This is a genomic window from Pandoraea morbifera, assembly GCF_902459575.1.
Taxonomy (GTDB): Bacteria; Pseudomonadota; Gammaproteobacteria; order Burkholderiales; family Burkholderiaceae; genus Pandoraea; species Pandoraea morbifera.
Genome location: NZ_CABPSD010000005.1, coordinates 157,348 through 174,138, shown reverse-complemented (window position 1 = coordinate 174,138; position 16,791 = coordinate 157,348). Strand labels below are relative to the sequence as shown.

At 63.4% G+C, this 16,791-nt stretch carries 15 protein-coding genes and 1 pseudogene; 11 read left to right on the top strand and 5 right to left on the bottom strand.

The window, feature by feature from the left end:
- Positions 1 to 65 precede the first annotated feature (65 nt).
- From PMO31116_RS10580 to PMO31116_RS10570, 3 genes are all read left to right on the top strand, one after another.
- Positions 66 to 2,291 carry a TonB-dependent siderophore receptor gene (locus tag PMO31116_RS10580; RefSeq protein ID WP_246185241.1) on the top strand — a complete coding sequence of 742 codons (2,226 nt, stop codon included), beginning with the start codon at positions 66 to 68 and terminating at the stop codon, positions 2,289 to 2,291.
- Between the two features lie 192 nt (positions 2,292 to 2,483).
- Positions 2,484 to 3,065: a TetR/AcrR family transcriptional regulator gene (locus PMO31116_RS10575; RefSeq protein ID WP_150566683.1), complete on the top strand. Its 582-nt coding sequence runs from the start codon at positions 2,484 to 2,486 to the stop codon at positions 3,063 to 3,065.
- Between the two features lie 419 nt (positions 3,066 to 3,484).
- Positions 3,485 to 3,910, top strand: coding sequence for an organic hydroperoxide resistance protein (locus PMO31116_RS10570; RefSeq protein WP_023595018.1), 426 nt, complete (start codon positions 3,485 to 3,487; stop codon positions 3,908 to 3,910).
- A gap of 75 nt (positions 3,911 to 3,985) precedes the next feature.
- Here the strand turns inward: PMO31116_RS10570 and PMO31116_RS10565 are convergent, their stop codons facing one another.
- Both PMO31116_RS10565 and PMO31116_RS10560 read right to left on the bottom strand, forming a co-directional pair.
- Positions 3,986 to 4,684: a DUF1439 domain-containing protein gene (locus PMO31116_RS10565; protein ID WP_150566682.1), complete on the bottom strand. Its 699-nt coding sequence runs from the start codon at positions 4,682 to 4,684 to the stop codon at positions 3,986 to 3,988.
- 115 nt (positions 4,685 to 4,799) lie between these two features.
- Positions 4,800 to 5,003: a SlyX family protein gene (locus tag PMO31116_RS10560; protein WP_150566824.1), complete on the bottom strand. Its 204-nt coding sequence runs from the start codon at positions 5,001 to 5,003 to the stop codon at positions 4,800 to 4,802.
- An 85-nt stretch (positions 5,004 to 5,088) separates the two neighbouring features.
- Between PMO31116_RS10560 and PMO31116_RS10555 the strand changes: the two genes are divergently transcribed.
- Positions 5,089 to 5,406, top strand: a complete 318-nt coding sequence (locus tag PMO31116_RS10555; RefSeq protein ID WP_023871890.1) for a YnfA family protein — start codon at positions 5,089 to 5,091, stop codon at positions 5,404 to 5,406.
- 110 nt (positions 5,407 to 5,516) lie between these two features.
- Here the strand turns inward: PMO31116_RS10555 and PMO31116_RS10550 are convergent, their stop codons facing one another.
- Positions 5,517 to 6,116, bottom strand: coding sequence for a helix-turn-helix transcriptional regulator (locus PMO31116_RS10550; RefSeq protein WP_343038612.1), 600 nt, complete (start codon positions 6,114 to 6,116; stop codon positions 5,517 to 5,519).
- A gap of 137 nt (positions 6,117 to 6,253) precedes the next feature.
- Between PMO31116_RS10550 and PMO31116_RS10545 the strand changes: the two genes are divergently transcribed.
- Together PMO31116_RS10545 and PMO31116_RS10540 are read left to right on the top strand one after the other, a co-directional pair.
- Positions 6,254 to 7,726: an MFS transporter gene (locus tag PMO31116_RS10545; protein WP_150566680.1), complete on the top strand. Its 1,473-nt coding sequence runs from the start codon at positions 6,254 to 6,256 to the stop codon at positions 7,724 to 7,726.
- Positions 7,678 to 8,676 (top strand): annotated as a pseudogene (locus PMO31116_RS10540) (LysR family transcriptional regulator); the annotation flags it as partial. The gene PMO31116_RS10545 and the pseudogene PMO31116_RS10540, both read left to right, overlap by 49 nt.
- Before the next feature lie 50 nt (positions 8,677 to 8,726).
- Here the strand turns inward: PMO31116_RS10540 and PMO31116_RS24060 are convergent.
- A complete protein-coding gene (locus PMO31116_RS24060) occupies positions 8,727 to 10,244 on the bottom strand; it encodes a sensor domain-containing diguanylate cyclase (RefSeq protein ID WP_246185256.1) in 1,518 nt (505 codons plus the stop codon).
- A 212-nt stretch (positions 10,245 to 10,456) separates the two neighbouring features.
- Entirely contained in the window at positions 10,457 to 10,921 is a 465-nt protein-coding gene (locus PMO31116_RS10530) for an Lrp/AsnC family transcriptional regulator (RefSeq protein WP_023595026.1), read from the bottom strand.
- Between the two features lie 268 nt (positions 10,922 to 11,189).
- Here PMO31116_RS10530 and PMO31116_RS10525 point away from each other — a divergent pair, with 268 nt between their 5' ends.
- The 5 genes from PMO31116_RS10525 to PMO31116_RS23650 all read left to right on the top strand — a co-directional run bounded on the left by PMO31116_RS10525 (position 11,190) and on the right by PMO31116_RS23650 (position 16,381).
- On the top strand, positions 11,190 to 11,819 hold the full coding sequence (locus PMO31116_RS10525) for a LysE family translocator (protein ID WP_150566677.1): 630 nt from the start codon (positions 11,190 to 11,192) through the stop codon (positions 11,817 to 11,819).
- Between the two features lie 510 nt (positions 11,820 to 12,329).
- Entirely contained in the window at positions 12,330 to 13,391 is a 1,062-nt protein-coding gene (cyoA, locus tag PMO31116_RS10520; protein ID WP_150566676.1) for a ubiquinol oxidase subunit II, read from the top strand.
- Between the two features lie 15 nt (positions 13,392 to 13,406).
- Positions 13,407 to 15,386, top strand: coding sequence for a cytochrome o ubiquinol oxidase subunit I (gene cyoB / locus PMO31116_RS10515; protein WP_150566823.1), 1,980 nt, complete (start codon positions 13,407 to 13,409; stop codon positions 15,384 to 15,386).
- A gap of 2 nt (positions 15,387 to 15,388) precedes the next feature.
- The gene (locus PMO31116_RS23655) at positions 15,389 to 16,015 is read left to right on the top strand and encodes a cytochrome o ubiquinol oxidase subunit III (protein ID WP_174971135.1); all 627 of its coding nucleotides are present in this window, start codon (positions 15,389 to 15,391) and stop codon (positions 16,013 to 16,015) included.
- The gene (locus tag PMO31116_RS23650) at positions 16,016 to 16,381 is read left to right on the top strand and encodes a cytochrome o ubiquinol oxidase subunit IV (RefSeq protein ID WP_023595031.1); all 366 of its coding nucleotides are present in this window, start codon (positions 16,016 to 16,018) and stop codon (positions 16,379 to 16,381) included. It begins immediately after the preceding gene.
- The last annotated feature ends 410 nt before the right edge of the window (positions 16,382 to 16,791 follow it).

The window sequence follows — 16,791 nt, the reverse complement described above, 5'->3', positions numbered from 1 at the left end:
TAAATGAGAACGTTAACGATTCTCATTAAAAATAAAGATTTCGACAGTCACACGGGAATTCAAGCATGTCTTTCGTTCACGCCCCTCGGACGTTGCGCGCCGCGCGCAACGCCGCAGCACCGGGTATGCATTGCACGCCATTGGCTCTTCCGGCGCCCTGCGGCGCATTGGCGCCGCTGGCACTGGCCGTCTTGCTGAGCTTTGCCGTTGTTCCGGCTTTCGCCCAGACTCCGGGTAACGTCGGCAATGCGGACGCGAGCTCGGCCGACACCGCCTCGCAGGCGACACTCAAGGCTACGACGGTGACGAGTTCGGCGCTGCGCGAGACCCCGCAGAATCTCAAGCAGCCCGTACAGGCGGGCGCGCTCGGCTCGCGCAGCCAGCTCGACACGCCATATTCGACCACCGTCGTGAGCCAGGAACAGCTCGAACAGCGCCAGCCCGCCAAGCTCGGCGACGTGTTCGTGACCGACGCGTCGGTGACCGACGGCAGCAACGCCTTCGATGCCTGGGCGGGCTACATCTTCGTGCGCGGCATGCCCATCGACTGGCAGTCCGGCTTCAAGCTCGACGGCCTGCCGGTGATGACTTACGGCGTGACCATGCCGTACGAACAGTTCGATCGCGTGGAACTGCTCAAGGGGCTGTCCGGCTTCATGTACGGCTTCGTCGCTCCGGGCGGGGTAGTGAACTACGTGACGAAGCAGCCTACCAACGAGCGTATCGCGAGCGTCGACGTGGGCTTTCATTCCGAAGGTATCTGGCGCGAGCATGTGGATCTCGGTGGACGCGCGGGACCGAACGACATGTTCGGTGCGCGTTTGAACTACACGCATGAAGAGGGGCGGACGTACACCGACGGCAACCTCAATCGCGATACCGTTTCGGTCGCGCTCGACGCGCGCATCACCCGCGATCTCACGTGGAACTTCGGCGCGATGTATCAGGATCGGCGCGCCACGGGCACGTCCCCCTCGCTCTCGACGTACAGCTTCTCCGGAGCGCAATTGCCCGGTCCCGTCAATGTGTCCAATGCGAATCTGCAAACGCAGACCACACATCTGAACACGATCACGCAGTTCTACACGACCGGTCTCCAATACCAGATCAATCCGGATTGGAAGGTCTCGGCGAACTACGCGTTCAACAAGTCGACGCGGGACCGTAACGAAGCCACGTTGTATCTGCTCAACGGCGCGGGCGACTTCAGCGGCCAGAACGATCTGGGCGACGAAAACAACACGTTCCGGGCCTGGCAGGTCACGGCCGAAGGCAAGGTGCGTACCGGCCCGTTCGCCCATCAGCTCACATTCGGGCTCGCTTCGCAGTATCAGACCAATGACTACGCCTATCTGTACAGCCCGACCTATGCCGGCAATCTATACCAGGGCACGTCTTACCAGTATTACGGCGACGGCACGTCGCTCAAGGCGCAACGCTCCAGCGCCATCGAGCAGCGTTCGGTGTTCGCGTCGGACACCGTGCAACTGACCGAGCGCTGGTCGGTGCTCGCGGGCGGCCGCTTCACGAATTACAACCAGACGAACGCGCAGGGCGTATCGACCTACTCGACCAACGGCGTGTTCACGCCGACGTTGGCCGTCATGTACAAGCTCGCGGCGAACACCACCGCGTATGCCAGCTACGTGGAAGCGCTGGAGGCGGGCGAAGTCGTCGGTTCGACCTACGCGAACGCCGGTGCGGTGCTCAACCCGTTCAAGAGCCGCCAGTACGAAGTCGGTGTGAAGACCGAGCAGTCGACGTGGAGCACGACGGCCTCGATCTTCCGCATCGAGCGCGGCGCGGTCTATACCAACAGCGCCAACGCGCGCGTGGCCGACGGTCAGTCGATCTACCAGGGGATCGAGGTCGCGGGCTCGGTGAAGCTCGGACCCCGTTGGACGCTCGGCGCGAGCGCCATGGCACTCGATGCCTGGTACGCGCGCACGGCCAACGGCTTTGATGGCAATCGCGTCGGCGGCGCACCGCGCTTCGTGCTCTCGGGCAGCGTCGAGTACAAGATCCCGTATGTGCCCGGCCTGTCGGTCGGTGGCGACATTCGCTACAACGGCCGCACGTCGCTCAATCCGCAGAACTCGCTCACGGTGTCGGGCTACACGCTCGTCAACCTGGGGGCGACCTATCGCACACGCGTGGCCGGCAAGGACGTGACGCTGCGTGCCGCGGTGAGCAACCTGACCAATCGCCAGTACTGGGAGTACCAGTACGACAACTACATCAAACCGGCCGACCCGCGCATGATCAGCCTGAACGCGAAGATCGACTTCTGAGGGCGCTGCGTCGCGCCGAGACGGGCGACGCACGACCGACGTCGCTTCCTGGCAAAAGCGGCCCGCGGGGCCGCTTTTGCACATTTGCAGGTACGGGGCGGGGCGACGGCTATGATGGCCATCGAAAATTTCAATCGACCCGGTATATCGAAACGCTTGACTATCTACCTATCGATAGATAAAGTTCGTTTCATGAACCGCACGACACCGACCGCCGCACCGACCGTGAAAGCGCAATTGCTCGATCACGCACAGACGTTCCTGATGACGCGAGGCTACAACGGCTTCAGCTACCGGGATCTGGCCGAGCGTGTCGGGGTGAAGACATCGAGCATCCACTATTACTTCCCCACCAAGGAAGATTTGGTGCTCGAAGCGGTGAAGGCGTATGACGCGACGATTGCAGAGGACGTGGCGGCCATCGATGAGGCATTGCCGGTGCAGCGCAAGCTGAGCCTCTACGCGCAGGGTTTCGGTCGTATCGTGGCTGACGGTCAACGTATCTGCCTGTGCGGCATGCTGGCCGCCGACATCGAAACGCTGCCGGAGACAGTGCGTAACGCGGTCCAACGGTTCTTCGCGTTCCACGAATCCTGGCTGGCGCGCGTGTTGGCCGATGGCGTGGCGCAGGGAACACTGACGCTCACGTCGTCACCCGAAGCGACGGCGCGGGCGTTGTTTGCCGGATTCCAGGGCAGTGTGATGGCCTCCCGGCTGTTTCGGGCGCCGTCGAGACTGGAAGATGTCGTGGCGTCGGTCTGTGGGGTCGCCTGACGCGGCGACACCGTGGAAGTTCGTGACGACGGCGGCGCCAGGCGGGAGTTCATCTCCCATATTTTTGTGATTCGATATCTATCTATTGATAGATAAGTGAATGAAGTCGCGGGAATCGGGAAATCGGGACGCGTTTCGGCGACAGGTCGAGGCGGTGCCACGGTGCGGTTGCCGAAGGTGCATTAAGATCGTCGACGGTGTTTGCGTGCGGCGCGGGCGTGGCCAGCGGCTGGGCGTATGTGGCACATCGGTACCGTCGACGCGGGAACACACGCGTGCGAAATGCGTCATGACGTGAGTTCGACGCGCGTTTGTATGTCAGGTTGGATCGTTCGGCCGGCAGAGGTTGCCGCGATGGCACGTCAGGCCGCTGCGATCGAGGTTTGGAAGTGAAATTTTCTACTTACCAGGAGTTCGTCATGTCGATCGAAAAAGTGCTGTACACCGCTCACGCCACCGCCACCGGAGGCCGTGATGGCCGCGCCGTGTCCTCGGACGGCGTGCTCGACGTCAAGCTTGTGGTGCCCAAGGAAATGGGTGGCCCGGGCGTTGGCGGCACCAACCCGGAACAACTTTTCGCCGCGGGCTATTCGGCCTGCTTTCTCGGCGCGCTGAAGTTCGTCGCCGGCAAGGAAAAGATCGCGTTGCCGGCCGAGACCAAGATCGACGGCAGCGTCGGCATCGGCCAGATCCCGACCGGTTTCGGCATCCAGGCGGAGCTCAAGATTAGCGTTCCGGGCGTGGACCGCAAGGTTGTGGAAGACCTCGTGCAGAAGGCGCACATCGTGTGCCCGTACTCGAACGCCACGCGCGGCAACATCGACGTGACGCTGACGGTGGTCTGATGTTGGCGGCCCACAGGGCCGTCGATTGCGGTAAAGGAAAAGGGCAGCCGGTTGGCTGCCCTTTTTGCTTCGCGCCTATTTTGTCTTGACTTCGACCTTGATGCCGTCGGGCAGCACCGTGATGGCGCCCGGTTCGACGTCGCGTCCACCGTAGCGCAATTGCTCCGGCTTGAAGGTGTAGATCGGATACTGATCGAGGATCTGCTGCGCGACGGTGCCGCCGATCGCGGTCAATTGCTGGCCGTAGGCGGGTGGCATGCCGTTCACGTCCACCCGCTCGACACTCGGACGGTCGAGCAGCACGGCGCGTCGGACGGGGTCGTATTTCAGTGCGCTCGAGATCGCCAGCGAGCCCTGGAGCGGCTGGCCTTGCAGCAGGATGTTCTGCAATTGCGCATCGACCTGCGTGTTGACGCGGTTGGCCTGCGGATTGAAGCCGATCCGGGGATGCGTCAGTTCGACGGTGAGCAGTTGGCCGTAGTTGAGCGTGGTCGGGAATCGCTTGTCGACGGCGCTTTCGATGTCCTTGCGCGTCATGGTGTATTCGCCGGTCCAGATGTTGTAGCCGGCGTCGGCCCGTTGCATGCGCGAGGCCAGCGCCAGACCGAGCAGGCCGGCGAGCCCGATGCGCAAGACGTCGCGACGCGACGCCGCGAGGTGCGCGGCCTCGCCCTGAGATGTCGCCCCCGCCAACGAAAGCGGCGAAAGCGGCAGTTGCGACAGACGCGAAGCGGGGAGCAAACCGGGGAGCGAGGGCGGGCGGCGGGTGGTCATGTTGCGAAGGTCCTGGGACGGGCACGGCGCGGCGGTGCCTGAGTCGTCGATAGCGATGTGACTCGCGCGATCGGGAATCGTTCGGCCTGCGCGAGTGCGTCGCCTGCCGGGCAGATCAATAGTGCGGCGGGATTTCGTGGCGCGGGTTGCCGTCGTTGCCGCCCGGGCCTTGCGAGAGCACCTGTTGGTAAAGCGCCTTGAACTGTTTCTGGAGCAGGTCGATTTGCTGCTCCTGCCGTGTCACGATGCCGTTGAGCGTTTCGAGCAGGTCTTCCTGAAACGCCGTCTTGATTTCGAGTTCGACGATGCGGGCTTCCAGCGATTCCATGAGCTTCTCCGTTGAAGGCGGCATTGTAGGCCATTGTGCGGTGACGCATGCCCGGCGCGCCCGGCATAATCGCGTCATGAAAACCTTTGCACTGTATGTCGTCACCGCGGTGGCGGAAATCGTGGGCTGCTATTTGCCGTGGCTTTGGCTCAGGCAGGATCGCAGCGCATGGCTGCTGGTACCGGGCGCGGCGTCGCTGGCGCTGTTCGCCTGGCTGCTGACGCTGCATCCCGCCGCGGCCGGCCGCGTCTATGCGGCGTATGGCGGCGTCTACATCACCGTGGCGATCGTGTGGCTGTGGTGGGTGGACGGCGTACGTCCAACCTCCTGGGACATGGCCGGGGTGACGGTGGCCCTGGTGGGCATGGGCCTCATCGCCTTCCAGCCGCGCTGAGCGCGGCGCACCGCATCCCATCCATTACACCCTGTCGTACGCCAGGGATGCGCGCGTGCTGTCCCGCCAGCCTTCCCGCGAGCGCACCGGCACTGACGCCCGCGACGCGTTCACGGGGTTCGCACGCGGTACGTGCAGCGCTGCCCGCCCGCGAGGATGTGCGTCTCGCGAGAGACGGTGCCACGCTCGCCGACCAGTTCCTGAAACAACTCCAGCTCGGTACGGCAAAAGCCCTGGCAGGTCTTGGCGGCGGCGCAGATCGGGCAGTGGTCCTCGATGAGCAGCCAGTCGTCGCCGTCACGCTCCACTCGCGCCATATAGCCCTCGGCCGACCGGATCTCCGCGAGCTTGTCGAGCCGCGCCTGCAGTCCCTTGAGCGGATCGACGGCCTGCTTGTAATGCAACCGCGTGTCCGCTGCACGCTGGGAGATGAGACGATCCAGCCCATCGTCGCCGAACAACTGACGGATCGATCCGATCAATTGGATCGTGAGATGCGAGTGGGCGTCGGGGAAGCGGGCATGCCCGGCTTCCGTGAGCATCCACGTCTGGCGTGGGCGTCCCGCCCCGCGTGAGGGCATCGTCTGGCCAATGAGCAGGCCGTCCGACACCAGCCGCTGCACCTGCAGGCGCGCAGCCTCGGCCGTGATCCCCAGCGCCGCGGCGACCTCCGCCGTCGACGCCGGCCCCTGCGTTTTCAACCAATGCAAGACGCGCTCGTGCCCGGCGCCGGTCGCCGATGGGACTGCCCTATTATCCAAGTGGTTATTTGTGTAATTCATGGTGCGGCATGTAATATCCAAGAATTTTCTTGCATATTAGTCGCCCGAGGGGTGGCTGTCCATCCATGACAACGAACACGACGAATTCCGGGACGCCGGGCTGGCGGGATCTGTTGAGCGGCAAGAACGGTTGGCGTTCGCTGGCGCTGGCCGGCGGGGTGGCGCTGCATGCCACCAATGTTTATGTATCGACGACCGTGCTGCCGTCGATTGTTCGGGACATCGGCGGGCTCGACCTGTACGCGTGGAACACGACGCTTTTCGTGGTGGCGTCGATCCTCGGTTCGGTATTTGCCGCAACGTTGATGGCGACGTTCGGACCGCGCGTCGCCTATGGAATGGCACTGCTCGGCTTCAGCGCGGGCACGATCCTATGCGCGGCGGCGCCGACCATGCCGTGGATGCTTGCGGGCAGAACGCTGCAGGGTTTCGGTGGTGGCATTTTGCTCTCGCTCAGCTACGCCTTGATCCGCGTTGTCTTTGCGCCGTCGTTGTGGTCGAGGGCGATGGGACTTATCTCGGGCATGTGGGGGGTGGCCACGCTTTGCGGCCCGGCGCTGGGTGGCATCTTTGCGCAGTTCGGGCATTGGCGCTGGGCCTTCTGGTCGCTGCTGCCGGTCGTCGTGGGCCTCGGCCTCATCATTCGGGTGCAGGTGCCCGCCGGACGCGCCATGGCAGCCGGTACGGCATCGCCGCGCAGCGACGAGGCGAAGATCATTCCGTGGTTCAAGGTGATCTTGCTGTGCGCGTCGGCGGTTGCGATCTCGCTCGGCGCGGTAGTCGCCTCGCATCGGCTTGCCGCCGCGTGGATGGTTGCCGGACTGGCGCTGGTCGGATGGCTCGCGCACCGAGAGCGAAGTGCGCGATATGCGTTGCCGCGCCTGATGCCGACCGGCGCCTATTCGTTGCGCACGCGCCTGGGTGGCCTCTACGCCGCCATGGGCCTGCTCGGGCTGGCTATGACGAGCGAGATCTACATCCCGTATTTCCTTCAGACGATTCACGGGCAGACGCCGTTCGCGGCCGGCTACCTGGCTGCCCTCATGGCGGCGGGCTGGTCGGTCGGGTCGATGACGAGTGCCGGGCGCCAGGGCGATGCGGCCGAGCGGCGTGTGCGTCTCGGGCCGGTGATCGTTGCGATCGGCATGTTCGCGCTTGCCTGGTTGCTGCCGCAGCGCTCTCTCTTCGAGAGCACTGCGGGCGCGTTGAGCCTTGGGGCGGCGCTCTTCGGCGTTGGCATGGGCGTGGGCATCGGCTGGCCGCATTTGCTCACACGGGTGATGACGGCGGCGCGTCCGGGCGAAGCGCATCTGGCGTCCGCCTCGATCACCACGGTGCAGTTGTATTCGATGGCGCTGGGCTCGGCGCTCGCGGGACTGGTTGCCAATTCGGCCGGACTTGCGGACGGCGCGCTCGAGCCAGCGCAGCGTGCGTCGGCCTGGCTGTTCGCGCTCTTCGCGCTTGCGCCGGCCGGCGCCGCGCTGGTTGCATGGCGCGGCAGGACCGCCGCGCCCGTTCCGGGACAGGAGGCATCATGATCGATCGCATCACCGCCATGCGCACGTTCGTTCGCGTCGCAGAGGTGGGCAGTTTCACCAAGGCGGCGGCCTCGCTCGATCTGCCGCGCGCGACGGCGACCACGCATGTGCAACATCTCGAGCGCTGGTTCGGGGTGGCGCTGTTCACACGCTCGACACGGCGCGTGGCACTCACGATGGAGGGGGCGGCCTATTACGAGCGGTGCGCGGCGATTCTCGCCGACGTGGAGGAAGTCGAATCGGGGTTGTTCGGTGCGCATGCGCAACTGCGGGGGCGACTTGCGGTGGTGCTGCCGCCCGTGATCGCCCGTGAAGTGGTGATGCCGTCGCTCGCCGAGTTCCAGTCGCGCTATCCGGGGCTGGAAATAGCGCTGGATGCCACGCCGGCGCACGGGGACTGGCGGGGTGACGGCGTCGATTGCGGCGTGGTGCTGGGCGAGTTGCCCGATTCGCGTCTGGTGGCCCGCCACTTGGGCGATCTGCCCCGCGTGACGTGCGCGAGCCGGCGCTATCTCGACGTGCACGGAACGCCGGAAAACCTCGATGAGCTCGCCAGGCATACCTCGGTGAAGTGGCGCTCGGCGCCTGCCGAGTCGCTGACTTTGCCCGCCTCGTCGACGTCGGCTCCGGCCGAAGACGAGGCGGGCGTGGCCGGCATGACGCTCGCGATGCCGACCACGCGATGCGGCGATCTCATGCTGATGGTCGGCTCGCGCGCCACGTGCGTGCGCACGCGGGGGCAACTGCACGTGGGCGACGAAGCCGCCTACCTCGCTGCGGGCCTGGAAGGGCTCGGGCTGATTCAGCCGACCGTGCTGGCGGCCGCGCCCTATCTCGCGTCGGGGCGTTTGGTGCCGGTCTTGCCGAATTGCCCGCCGCCGGCGCTACGGCTGTCAGCCGCGTATCCCGTGCAAAAGCGTGTGTCGCCGCGCGTGAGGGCATTCGTCGACTGGCTCGCGCAGATCTGCGCGCCGCTGGGGCGTGGCGGCCTTGGCGGGCCTCAGGCGTCGCCCCGCCCCGCCATGCCGGGAGTGCCGGAAGCGCCAGGTGCGGCAGACGTGGCGACGCTGCCGCTGCCGGAAGGCAAGGCATCGAGCACGCGCCGTTCGTTCACGCTACCGGCGTAGTGATTGCGCTTCTCCTCGTACATCAGCAGATCGGCGCGCTGAACGGTGGCTTCGAGTCGTTCGCCGGCTTCGCAGGTTGCCATTCCCATCGAAAACGAAAGCGGCGTGCCGGGATAGAAGGAGTTGTTGAGTTCGACGAGTTGCCGAATGCTCTCCATGACGGCTGCGCCGCCCGTGGCATCGGTCGACGGCAGCAGCAGCGCGAACTCGTCGCCGCCGATGCGCGCCGCGATCTGCGGTGCCACAACCGCCTTGCCGAGCACTTCGCCCGCGCGGCGGAGCATACCGTCGCCGGCGGCGTGACCGAGCTGATCGTTGACGGTCTTCAGGCCGTTGAGGTCCGCCACGACGACCGTCACCGGATACGGTCCCTTGCGTTCGAGCCGGTTCAGCTCGTCGACATAGAACGAGCGGTTGCGCAGCTTGGTCAGCACGTCGTGCTTGCCGAGGAATTCGAGGTACGACTCGGCTTTCTTGCGCGCGGTGATATCGGTCAGCGCGACGAGCACGAGGTCCCACCGCGCCTCGTGCCCGGGCAGCACGGCGAATTGCAGGTGGACGTTGATCTCGTTGCCGTCGAGCGCGTAGTTGATGACCTCTCGTTGCTGAAAGAGCTTGTTCTCCCACAGGTCGATCAACTGCTCGCGAAAGTTGTGGCGCATGTCGTCGCGAAAGACGTCGGGCAGGCGCGCGAGCAGGGTGGCCTTGTCGGGCGCGACGAACATGGCGAGCGTGTGACGGTTCACGTCGAGCACGTGGATCTCGGTCATGCATCGCTCGACGAACTCGGGGTGTACGTCGGTGAAGGTCCGGAAGTCGGTGATGCCGCGCGAGCGGGCGTCGTCGAGCAGCAGCTTGATGGCGCTGAAGTCCTCGACCCAGAGCGAGACCGGCGAATACTCGAAGAGGCCTCGTGCGTATTGTTCGCCCATCGTCACGCGCTCGCGGGCGTGTTCCAGTTCGGTGACATCTTCGAGCGAGATCAACACCCGCGCGAGCGTGTCTTCGTGGCCGGGCAGTACCGAGCCGTTGAGCAGCACGTCGAGACGTCGGCCGTCGAGCGTGTAGTTGACGGTCTTGCTCGTGAATTGCGTGCGGCCGTCCCACAACTGGCAGAGCTCTTCGATATGTGTCTTGAGCATGTCGTCGCGAAACACGCGCGGCAGATTCGCCACCAGCGTGTCGAGTGACGGTGCGTTGAACATGTTCAGGGTGCGCTGGTTGACCTTGATGACGCGAATGCGCTGCGAACACGCCGACACGTGCGCCGGATCGGACTTGAAGTGGGTGCGCAGATCGGTCACCCCCTGCGCGCGCCACGTGTCGAACATTCGTTTCACGCCACTGAAGTCTTCGAGCCAGAGCGAGACCGGCGCGAGGTCGAACATCATGGCGTCGTCACTCGCCGCGCCCGTGGCGCCGTGTGCGAGGTTCGACGGGCTCGTCTGCGCGAGGTCGGTCTCAGCGCGCGAGGGCGCTTGAGGGGGTACGGCGGGCATGGCGTCCGGCATGTGGCACCTGGGAGTCTGGTCGCGCTTTAGGGGATCTGATCAACTCGCCATTCTACGGTCAATCCGGGCGGTGCCACAGCGCGTGCGTCGGGCTACAGCAACGGTGCGCCGGTGTCGCGTTTGACTTCGCGCAGCGACAACATCGATTCAATCGACGAAACGCCGGGAAGGGCGCGCAGCACATCGCGCGTAAACATTCCGTAGTCGTCCAGGTCGGTGGCGACGACGCCGAGCAGATAGTCGGCGCTGCCGGAGATGTTGTGGCAGGACACGATGCGATCGATCGCCTGGACCTCGCGCTCGAACTGCTCGGAGAGCGAGCGATCGTGCACGGCGAAGCGCACGTGGACGAATGCCGTGACGCCCAGGCCGAGTGCGCGATACGAGAGTTCCGCGCGGTAGCCGGTAATGTATCCCTCGGCTTCGAGCCGCTTCAGGCGCCGCGCGCAGGGGGTCTCGGAAAGCGACACGCGCTCGGCGAGTCGCGCGTTGGAGATGCGGCCGTCGCGTTGCACGATGGCCAGGATCGCCCGATCGATGGCGTCGAGTTCGTTCATTGTGGGTATCCCGCTACGAAAAGCTGCTGCAAAGATGGCATTCCACCACGAACTGCGGCTTCCGGATAGTGTTGCCCTCGTCCGTATGGACTAGGGCGAGTGGCGTGCTGGAATCGAGGGTCTCGCGGAATTTATCTTCTCTTGGAACATTATTGGCGTATTCAGCTAAATATTCTGGTAAATGGTCGAGGAAATCGCCATGTAATGCTCCTGATTTGGCGGGATCATATGGCTATTCTCGGCCACACCGGTCGTCAGGGGAAAAGTCATGGTTTCGCTGCAGTTGCTCACTGTCTTCATTGGCGCGCTGGTCGTCGTCTACGCATTGCCAGGGCCCGACATGGCGCTTGTGATGCAAACGAGCATGACGCGCGGGGTGCGGCACGGACTGGCGACGGCGGGCGGGCTGGCCATGGCACGCGCAGGGCACGTGACGCTGTCCGCCTGCGGCGTGGCTGCGCTGCTGCGTGCGGCGCCGTGGCTGTTCGAGACGGTGCGTATCGTGGGGGCGATCTATCTCGCCTGGGTCGCGATCCAGATATGGCGATCGTCGGCTTTCGGCGTCGATGTCGCGGCGCCGTCGGCGGAAGCGCCGCCGCCGCTTTCGCACGCGGTGCGCCGGGGCGTGCTCTCGAGCGTGCTCAATCCCAAGGCGCTGCTGTTCTGCTCGGTATTGCTGCCGCAGTTCGTGCGCCCGGAGGCCGGGCCGGTCTGGACCCAGGTGCTCGAACTCGGTGTGTTGTTGCTGATCGTTGGTGCGATGTTCGACGTCGCGCTCGCTTTCGGCGCCGCGCGCATCGCGCGGTGGCTGCGCACCCGTCCGCTTGCGCAAAAAGTGCAACGCTGGTCGTTCGGCGCGGCACTCATGGCGTTCGCCGTGCGACTGTCGTTCGACTGAAAAGCCGGGCACAATACTTTCCCCATCCCCTGCCAGTCCAATCGCACCAACATGGTGCGTTTTCGCTGCGACACCGCAATTCAGGGTGCGACACAACGTCGCACCCGTTGAAATTCGAGAACCTTGCCCGATTGCTGCATTGCACAGCGTTTACCGCTAAAAAGGTGCCGATCTGCTTGGAAATCGACGCGCGCGTACGCGTGAGGGTCGCGCGACACATTGTCGCGCCGGCGGGTGTGCGATGGGCGGCCTAATTAAACTTCGGCATAATGCCGCACCGTGATGGAAGTAAAAGACAAGAAGTCGGACAGTGACTTGAGGTCTGCGGGCGGCGAATTGCCCCGGTTCCCGTCTTTTCGATGACACAGTCGTCGTAGTTCAACCGGTGCAATACCGGCGTGACGACTGCTCCCGTCTCACCTTAACCCTTGCCAACCTCCTGCGACCCTGCATCAGGCCGGTAAGCCCGTGTTGCGCCGTTCGCTGGCCAACTCAACCCTGTCGTGTGACATGAAGAAACACAGAAACCCGCGATTGTTTAGGCTCCTCGCCTTGTGCTCGCCGCTGATTTTGGCCGGCTGCGACATGACGCTGCTCGACCCTAAAGGGCAGATCGGAGTAGAGAACAAGAACCTGATCCTCACGGCCACGTGGCTGATGCTGATTGTGGTGATTCCGGTCATCCTGATGACGCTGTGGTTCGCGTGGAAGTATCGCGCGACCAACAAGTCGGCGCGCTATGAGCCGAACTGGTCGCACTCGACGGCCATCGAGGTCGTGGTCTGGCTCGTGCCGATCATCATCATTGCGATCCTCGCGCGCATCACCTGGGTGTCCACCCACGAACTCGATCCGTACAAGCCGCTGGAAAGCGAAGTCAAGCCGATCACGGTCGAAGTGGTGTCGATGAACTACAAGTGGTTGTTCATCTACCCGGAGCAGGGCATTGCGTCGATCAACGAACTGGCCGTTCCTGTCGATACCCCGGTGAATTTCAAGATCACGTCGGAATCGATCATGAACTCGTTCTTCATTCCGCAACTGGGTAGCATGGTCTACACCATGGCGGGCATGGAGACGAAGCTGCACCTGATCGCCAACCACGTCGGCGAGTACGACGGGATTTCGGCGAACTACAGCGGCGGCGGTTTCTCGGGCATGCGTTTCAAGACGCTGGCGATGACCGATGGTGACTTCCAGGCATGGGTGACGAAGGTCCGCGAGTCGAAGAAGGTGCTTGACAAGGGCACTTACGCCTCGCTGGTGCCGATGAGCGAGAACACGCCGGTCACGTATTACAGCTCGGTCGACGCGAACATGTTCCAGTCGATCGTGCACGCCCCGATGGCATCGGGCATGGCGCAGCAGCAGGAAGGCCATGAGAGCCACGGCGCCATGGACATGAAGGGCATGGACATGAAGATGGAAATGAAGGGCGCAGGCACTGACGCCGCGACGGCTCCGGCCGCCGCTGCCAACGTGCAGAACGGCCAGTCGATGACCATGGCCATGGACAACGCCGGCGCGCATGCGATGCACGCCGGTGCGGCTGCGCACGCGCATAAGGAGTAAACAACAATGTCAACGCTGTTTGGCAAACTGACTCTCGAAGCCATCCCGTACCACGAGCCGATCATTGTCGGCGCGGTCGGCATGATGGTGCTTGGTGGGCTGGGCATCATTGCCCTGCTGACCTACTTCGGCAAGTGGAAGTACCTGTGGAACGAGTGGGTGACGTCGGTCGATCACAAGAAGATCGGTGTCATGTACGTGCTCGTGGCGCTCGTCATGCTGCTGCGCGGCTTTGCCGACGCCATGATGATGCGCACGCAGCTCGCGCTCGCGCACAACTCGCCCGGCATTCTCCCGCCGGATCACTACGACCAGATCTTCACCGCCCACGGCGTGATCATGATCTTCTTCGTGGCGATGCCTTTCATGACGGGGCTGGTGAACCTTGTGGTGCCGCTGCAGATCGGCGCGCGCGACGTGGCGTTCCCGTTCCTGAACACGCTGTCGTTCTGGCTGTTCGTGGCTGGCGCGGCGCTGGTCAACCTGTCGCTGGGCGTGGGTGAATTCGCGCGCACGGGCTGGTTGGCATATCCGCCGCTTTCGGGCATTCAGTACAGTCCGGGTGTGGGGGTGGACTACTACATCTGGGCCTTGCAGATCTCGGGTCTGGGGACGTTGCTCACTGGGGTGAACTTCGTCGTCACGATTCTGAAGATGCGTGCGCCGGGCATGAACCTGATGAAGATGCCGATCTTCACGTGGACCTCGCTGTGCACGATGGTGCTCGTTTGCGCTGCGTTCCCGGTGCTCACGGTGACCCTGGCGCTGCTGTCGCTCGACCGCTACCTCGACTTCCATTTCTTTACGAATGAGTTGGGCGGCAACCCGATGATGTACATCAACCTGATCTGGATCTGGGGGCACCCGGAGGTGTACATCCTGATCCTGCCGGCGTTCGGTATCTTCTCGGAGATCATCTCGACGTTCTCGGGCAAGAAGCTGTTCGGCTACAAGTCGATGGTGTATGCCACGGCCGCGATCATGGTGCTGTCGTTCCTCGTGTGGGCGCACCACTTCTTCACGATGGGCTCGGGCGCCAGCGTGAACGCCTTCTTCGGCATCGCGACGATGATCATCTCGATTCCGACCGGCGTGAAGATCTTCAACTGGCTGTTCACGATGTACCGTGGTCGCGTGCAGATGACCACGCCGGTGCTGTGGACGCTTGGCTTCATCGTCACGTTCGTGATCGGCGGCATGACGGGTGTGCTGCTGGCCGTGCCGGGTGCTGACTTCGTGCTGCACAACTCGCTGTTCCTGATTGCTCACTTCCACAACGTGATCATCGGCGGCGTGTTGTTCGGCTACATTGCGGGCATGAACTACTGGTTCCCGAAGGCGTTCGGCTTCAAGCTCGACGAGCGCCTGGGCAAGGCAAGCTTCTGGTGCTGGCTGATCGGTTTCTACCTCGCCTTCATGCCGCTGTACGTACTGGGCCTGATGGGCATGACCCGTCGCCTGAACCACTACAGCAATCCGGAATGGCAACCCTGGCTGATCGCCGCGCTCATTGGTGCACTGTTCATTGCTGCCGGCATCGGCTTCCAGGTGTTGCAACTGGTTGTCTCGATCAAGAACCGCAAGGCGTTGGCCGACACCACGGGCGACCCCTGGAATGGTCGTACGCTGGAGTGGATGACGTCGTCGCCGCCGCAGTTCTATAACTTTGCCGAAGAGCCGCGCGTGCACGACATCGACGAGCTGGCCTATCGCAAGGAACACGGCATCAAGGGCGATCTGAAGACGAGCTACGCCCCGATTCACATGCCGAAGAACACGGGTGCCGGCTTCATCATCAGCGCGTTCTCGCTGGTGTTCGGTTTCGCTGCCATCTGGCACATCTGGTGGCTGGCCATCGTGGGCTTCGTCGGCATGATCGTGACGTTCATCTGCCGCAGTAACAACGATTCGATCGACTACTACGTGCAGTCGCCGGAAGTGGTGGCCATCGAAACGGCCCACCATCAGGCACTGGCCGCAGCAGCAAAGGCTTAATCATGACGAGCGAAGTTCTCAAACACTCTGGCGCGCATGCCGATGCGCATGCGCATGACCACGCGCACCACGACACCGGGGGCAACACCATCTTCGGTTTCTGGGTGTACCTGATGACCGACCTGGTGCTGTTCGCGGGCCTGTTCGCCACTTTTGCGGTGCAGCGCAGTGCCACGGCGGGCGGCCCGACGGGCCATGAACTGTTCGACTTGAAGTTCGTGCTGGTCGAAACGTTCATCCTGCTGTTCTCGTCGATCACCTACGGCTTCGCCATGGTGGGCCTGCATAACGGCAAGAAGGGCGCCGTGCAGGGCTGGCTGGCAATCACGTGGCTGCTGGGCGCGGGCTTTATCGCGATGGAACTGTACGAGTTCCACCACCTGATCCTCGAAGGCGCCGGCCCGAACCGTAGCGGTTTCCTCTCGGCATTCTTCGCACTGGTGGGCACTCACGGTCTGCACGTTGCCTCGGGCCTGCTGTGGATGGCCGTGCTGATGTTCCAGATCGGCAAGAAGGGCCTGACCACGACCAACACCACCCGTCTGCAGTGCCTCTCGCTGTTCTGGCACTTTCTGGACGTGGTCTGGATCGGCGTGTTCACGGTCGTGTACCTGATGGGAGCCATGTAAATGAGCAATAGCAACTCGGTGCAGTCGCACGGCCACGAAGCTGGCCACAACGCCGCTGGTGGCAGCCACGGCAGCGTGAAGTCGTACCTGATCGGCTTCGTGCTGGCTGTGATCCTCACCGTCGTGCCGTTCAAACTGGTGATGGACGGCACGATGCCGCCGTCGACGGTGCTGCCGCTGATTCTCGGCGCAGCCCTCGTGCAGATCATCGTCCACCTCGTCTACTTCCTGCACATGGACCGCTCGTCGGAACAACGCTGGAATGTGATGGCCTTTGCATTCACGATCCTCATCGTGGCCATCGTGCTTGTCGGCTCGCTGTGGATCATGCACAACGCCAACTCGCTGATGATGCCGGGGATGTAAGTCTTCTCCGGGCTTGCCTGTAGCTCTGGCAAGTGAAAAGGCAGCCTCGGGACGCTCCGGGCTGCCTTTTTTTATTGCGCTTTTGCTGTGGTTTGCGCTTGTTGAGGTGCCTCGGTATGCAAAAAAGGCAGTTCGAATCGTCGAACTGCCTTTTTTGCTCACACACTCCCTGTTCGTCGACACCGCCCGGGCATTCCCCCTTAACGTCCTCCCCATCCCCCGTACCCGCGGCGCTTGGCGGCACCCTGACTGCGCTCCACCTTAAAGTCGCTCCGTCAGGGCACCGCCAAGCGCCGCTCACGCATCCTCGACCTCACAGTCCCCCACATGAATCCACCGCCAGTGGGACGCCGTGCCCTCGGTGTCGTCGCATCGTCATCGTTGATCCATCGGATCGGGGGCCGCCCGCG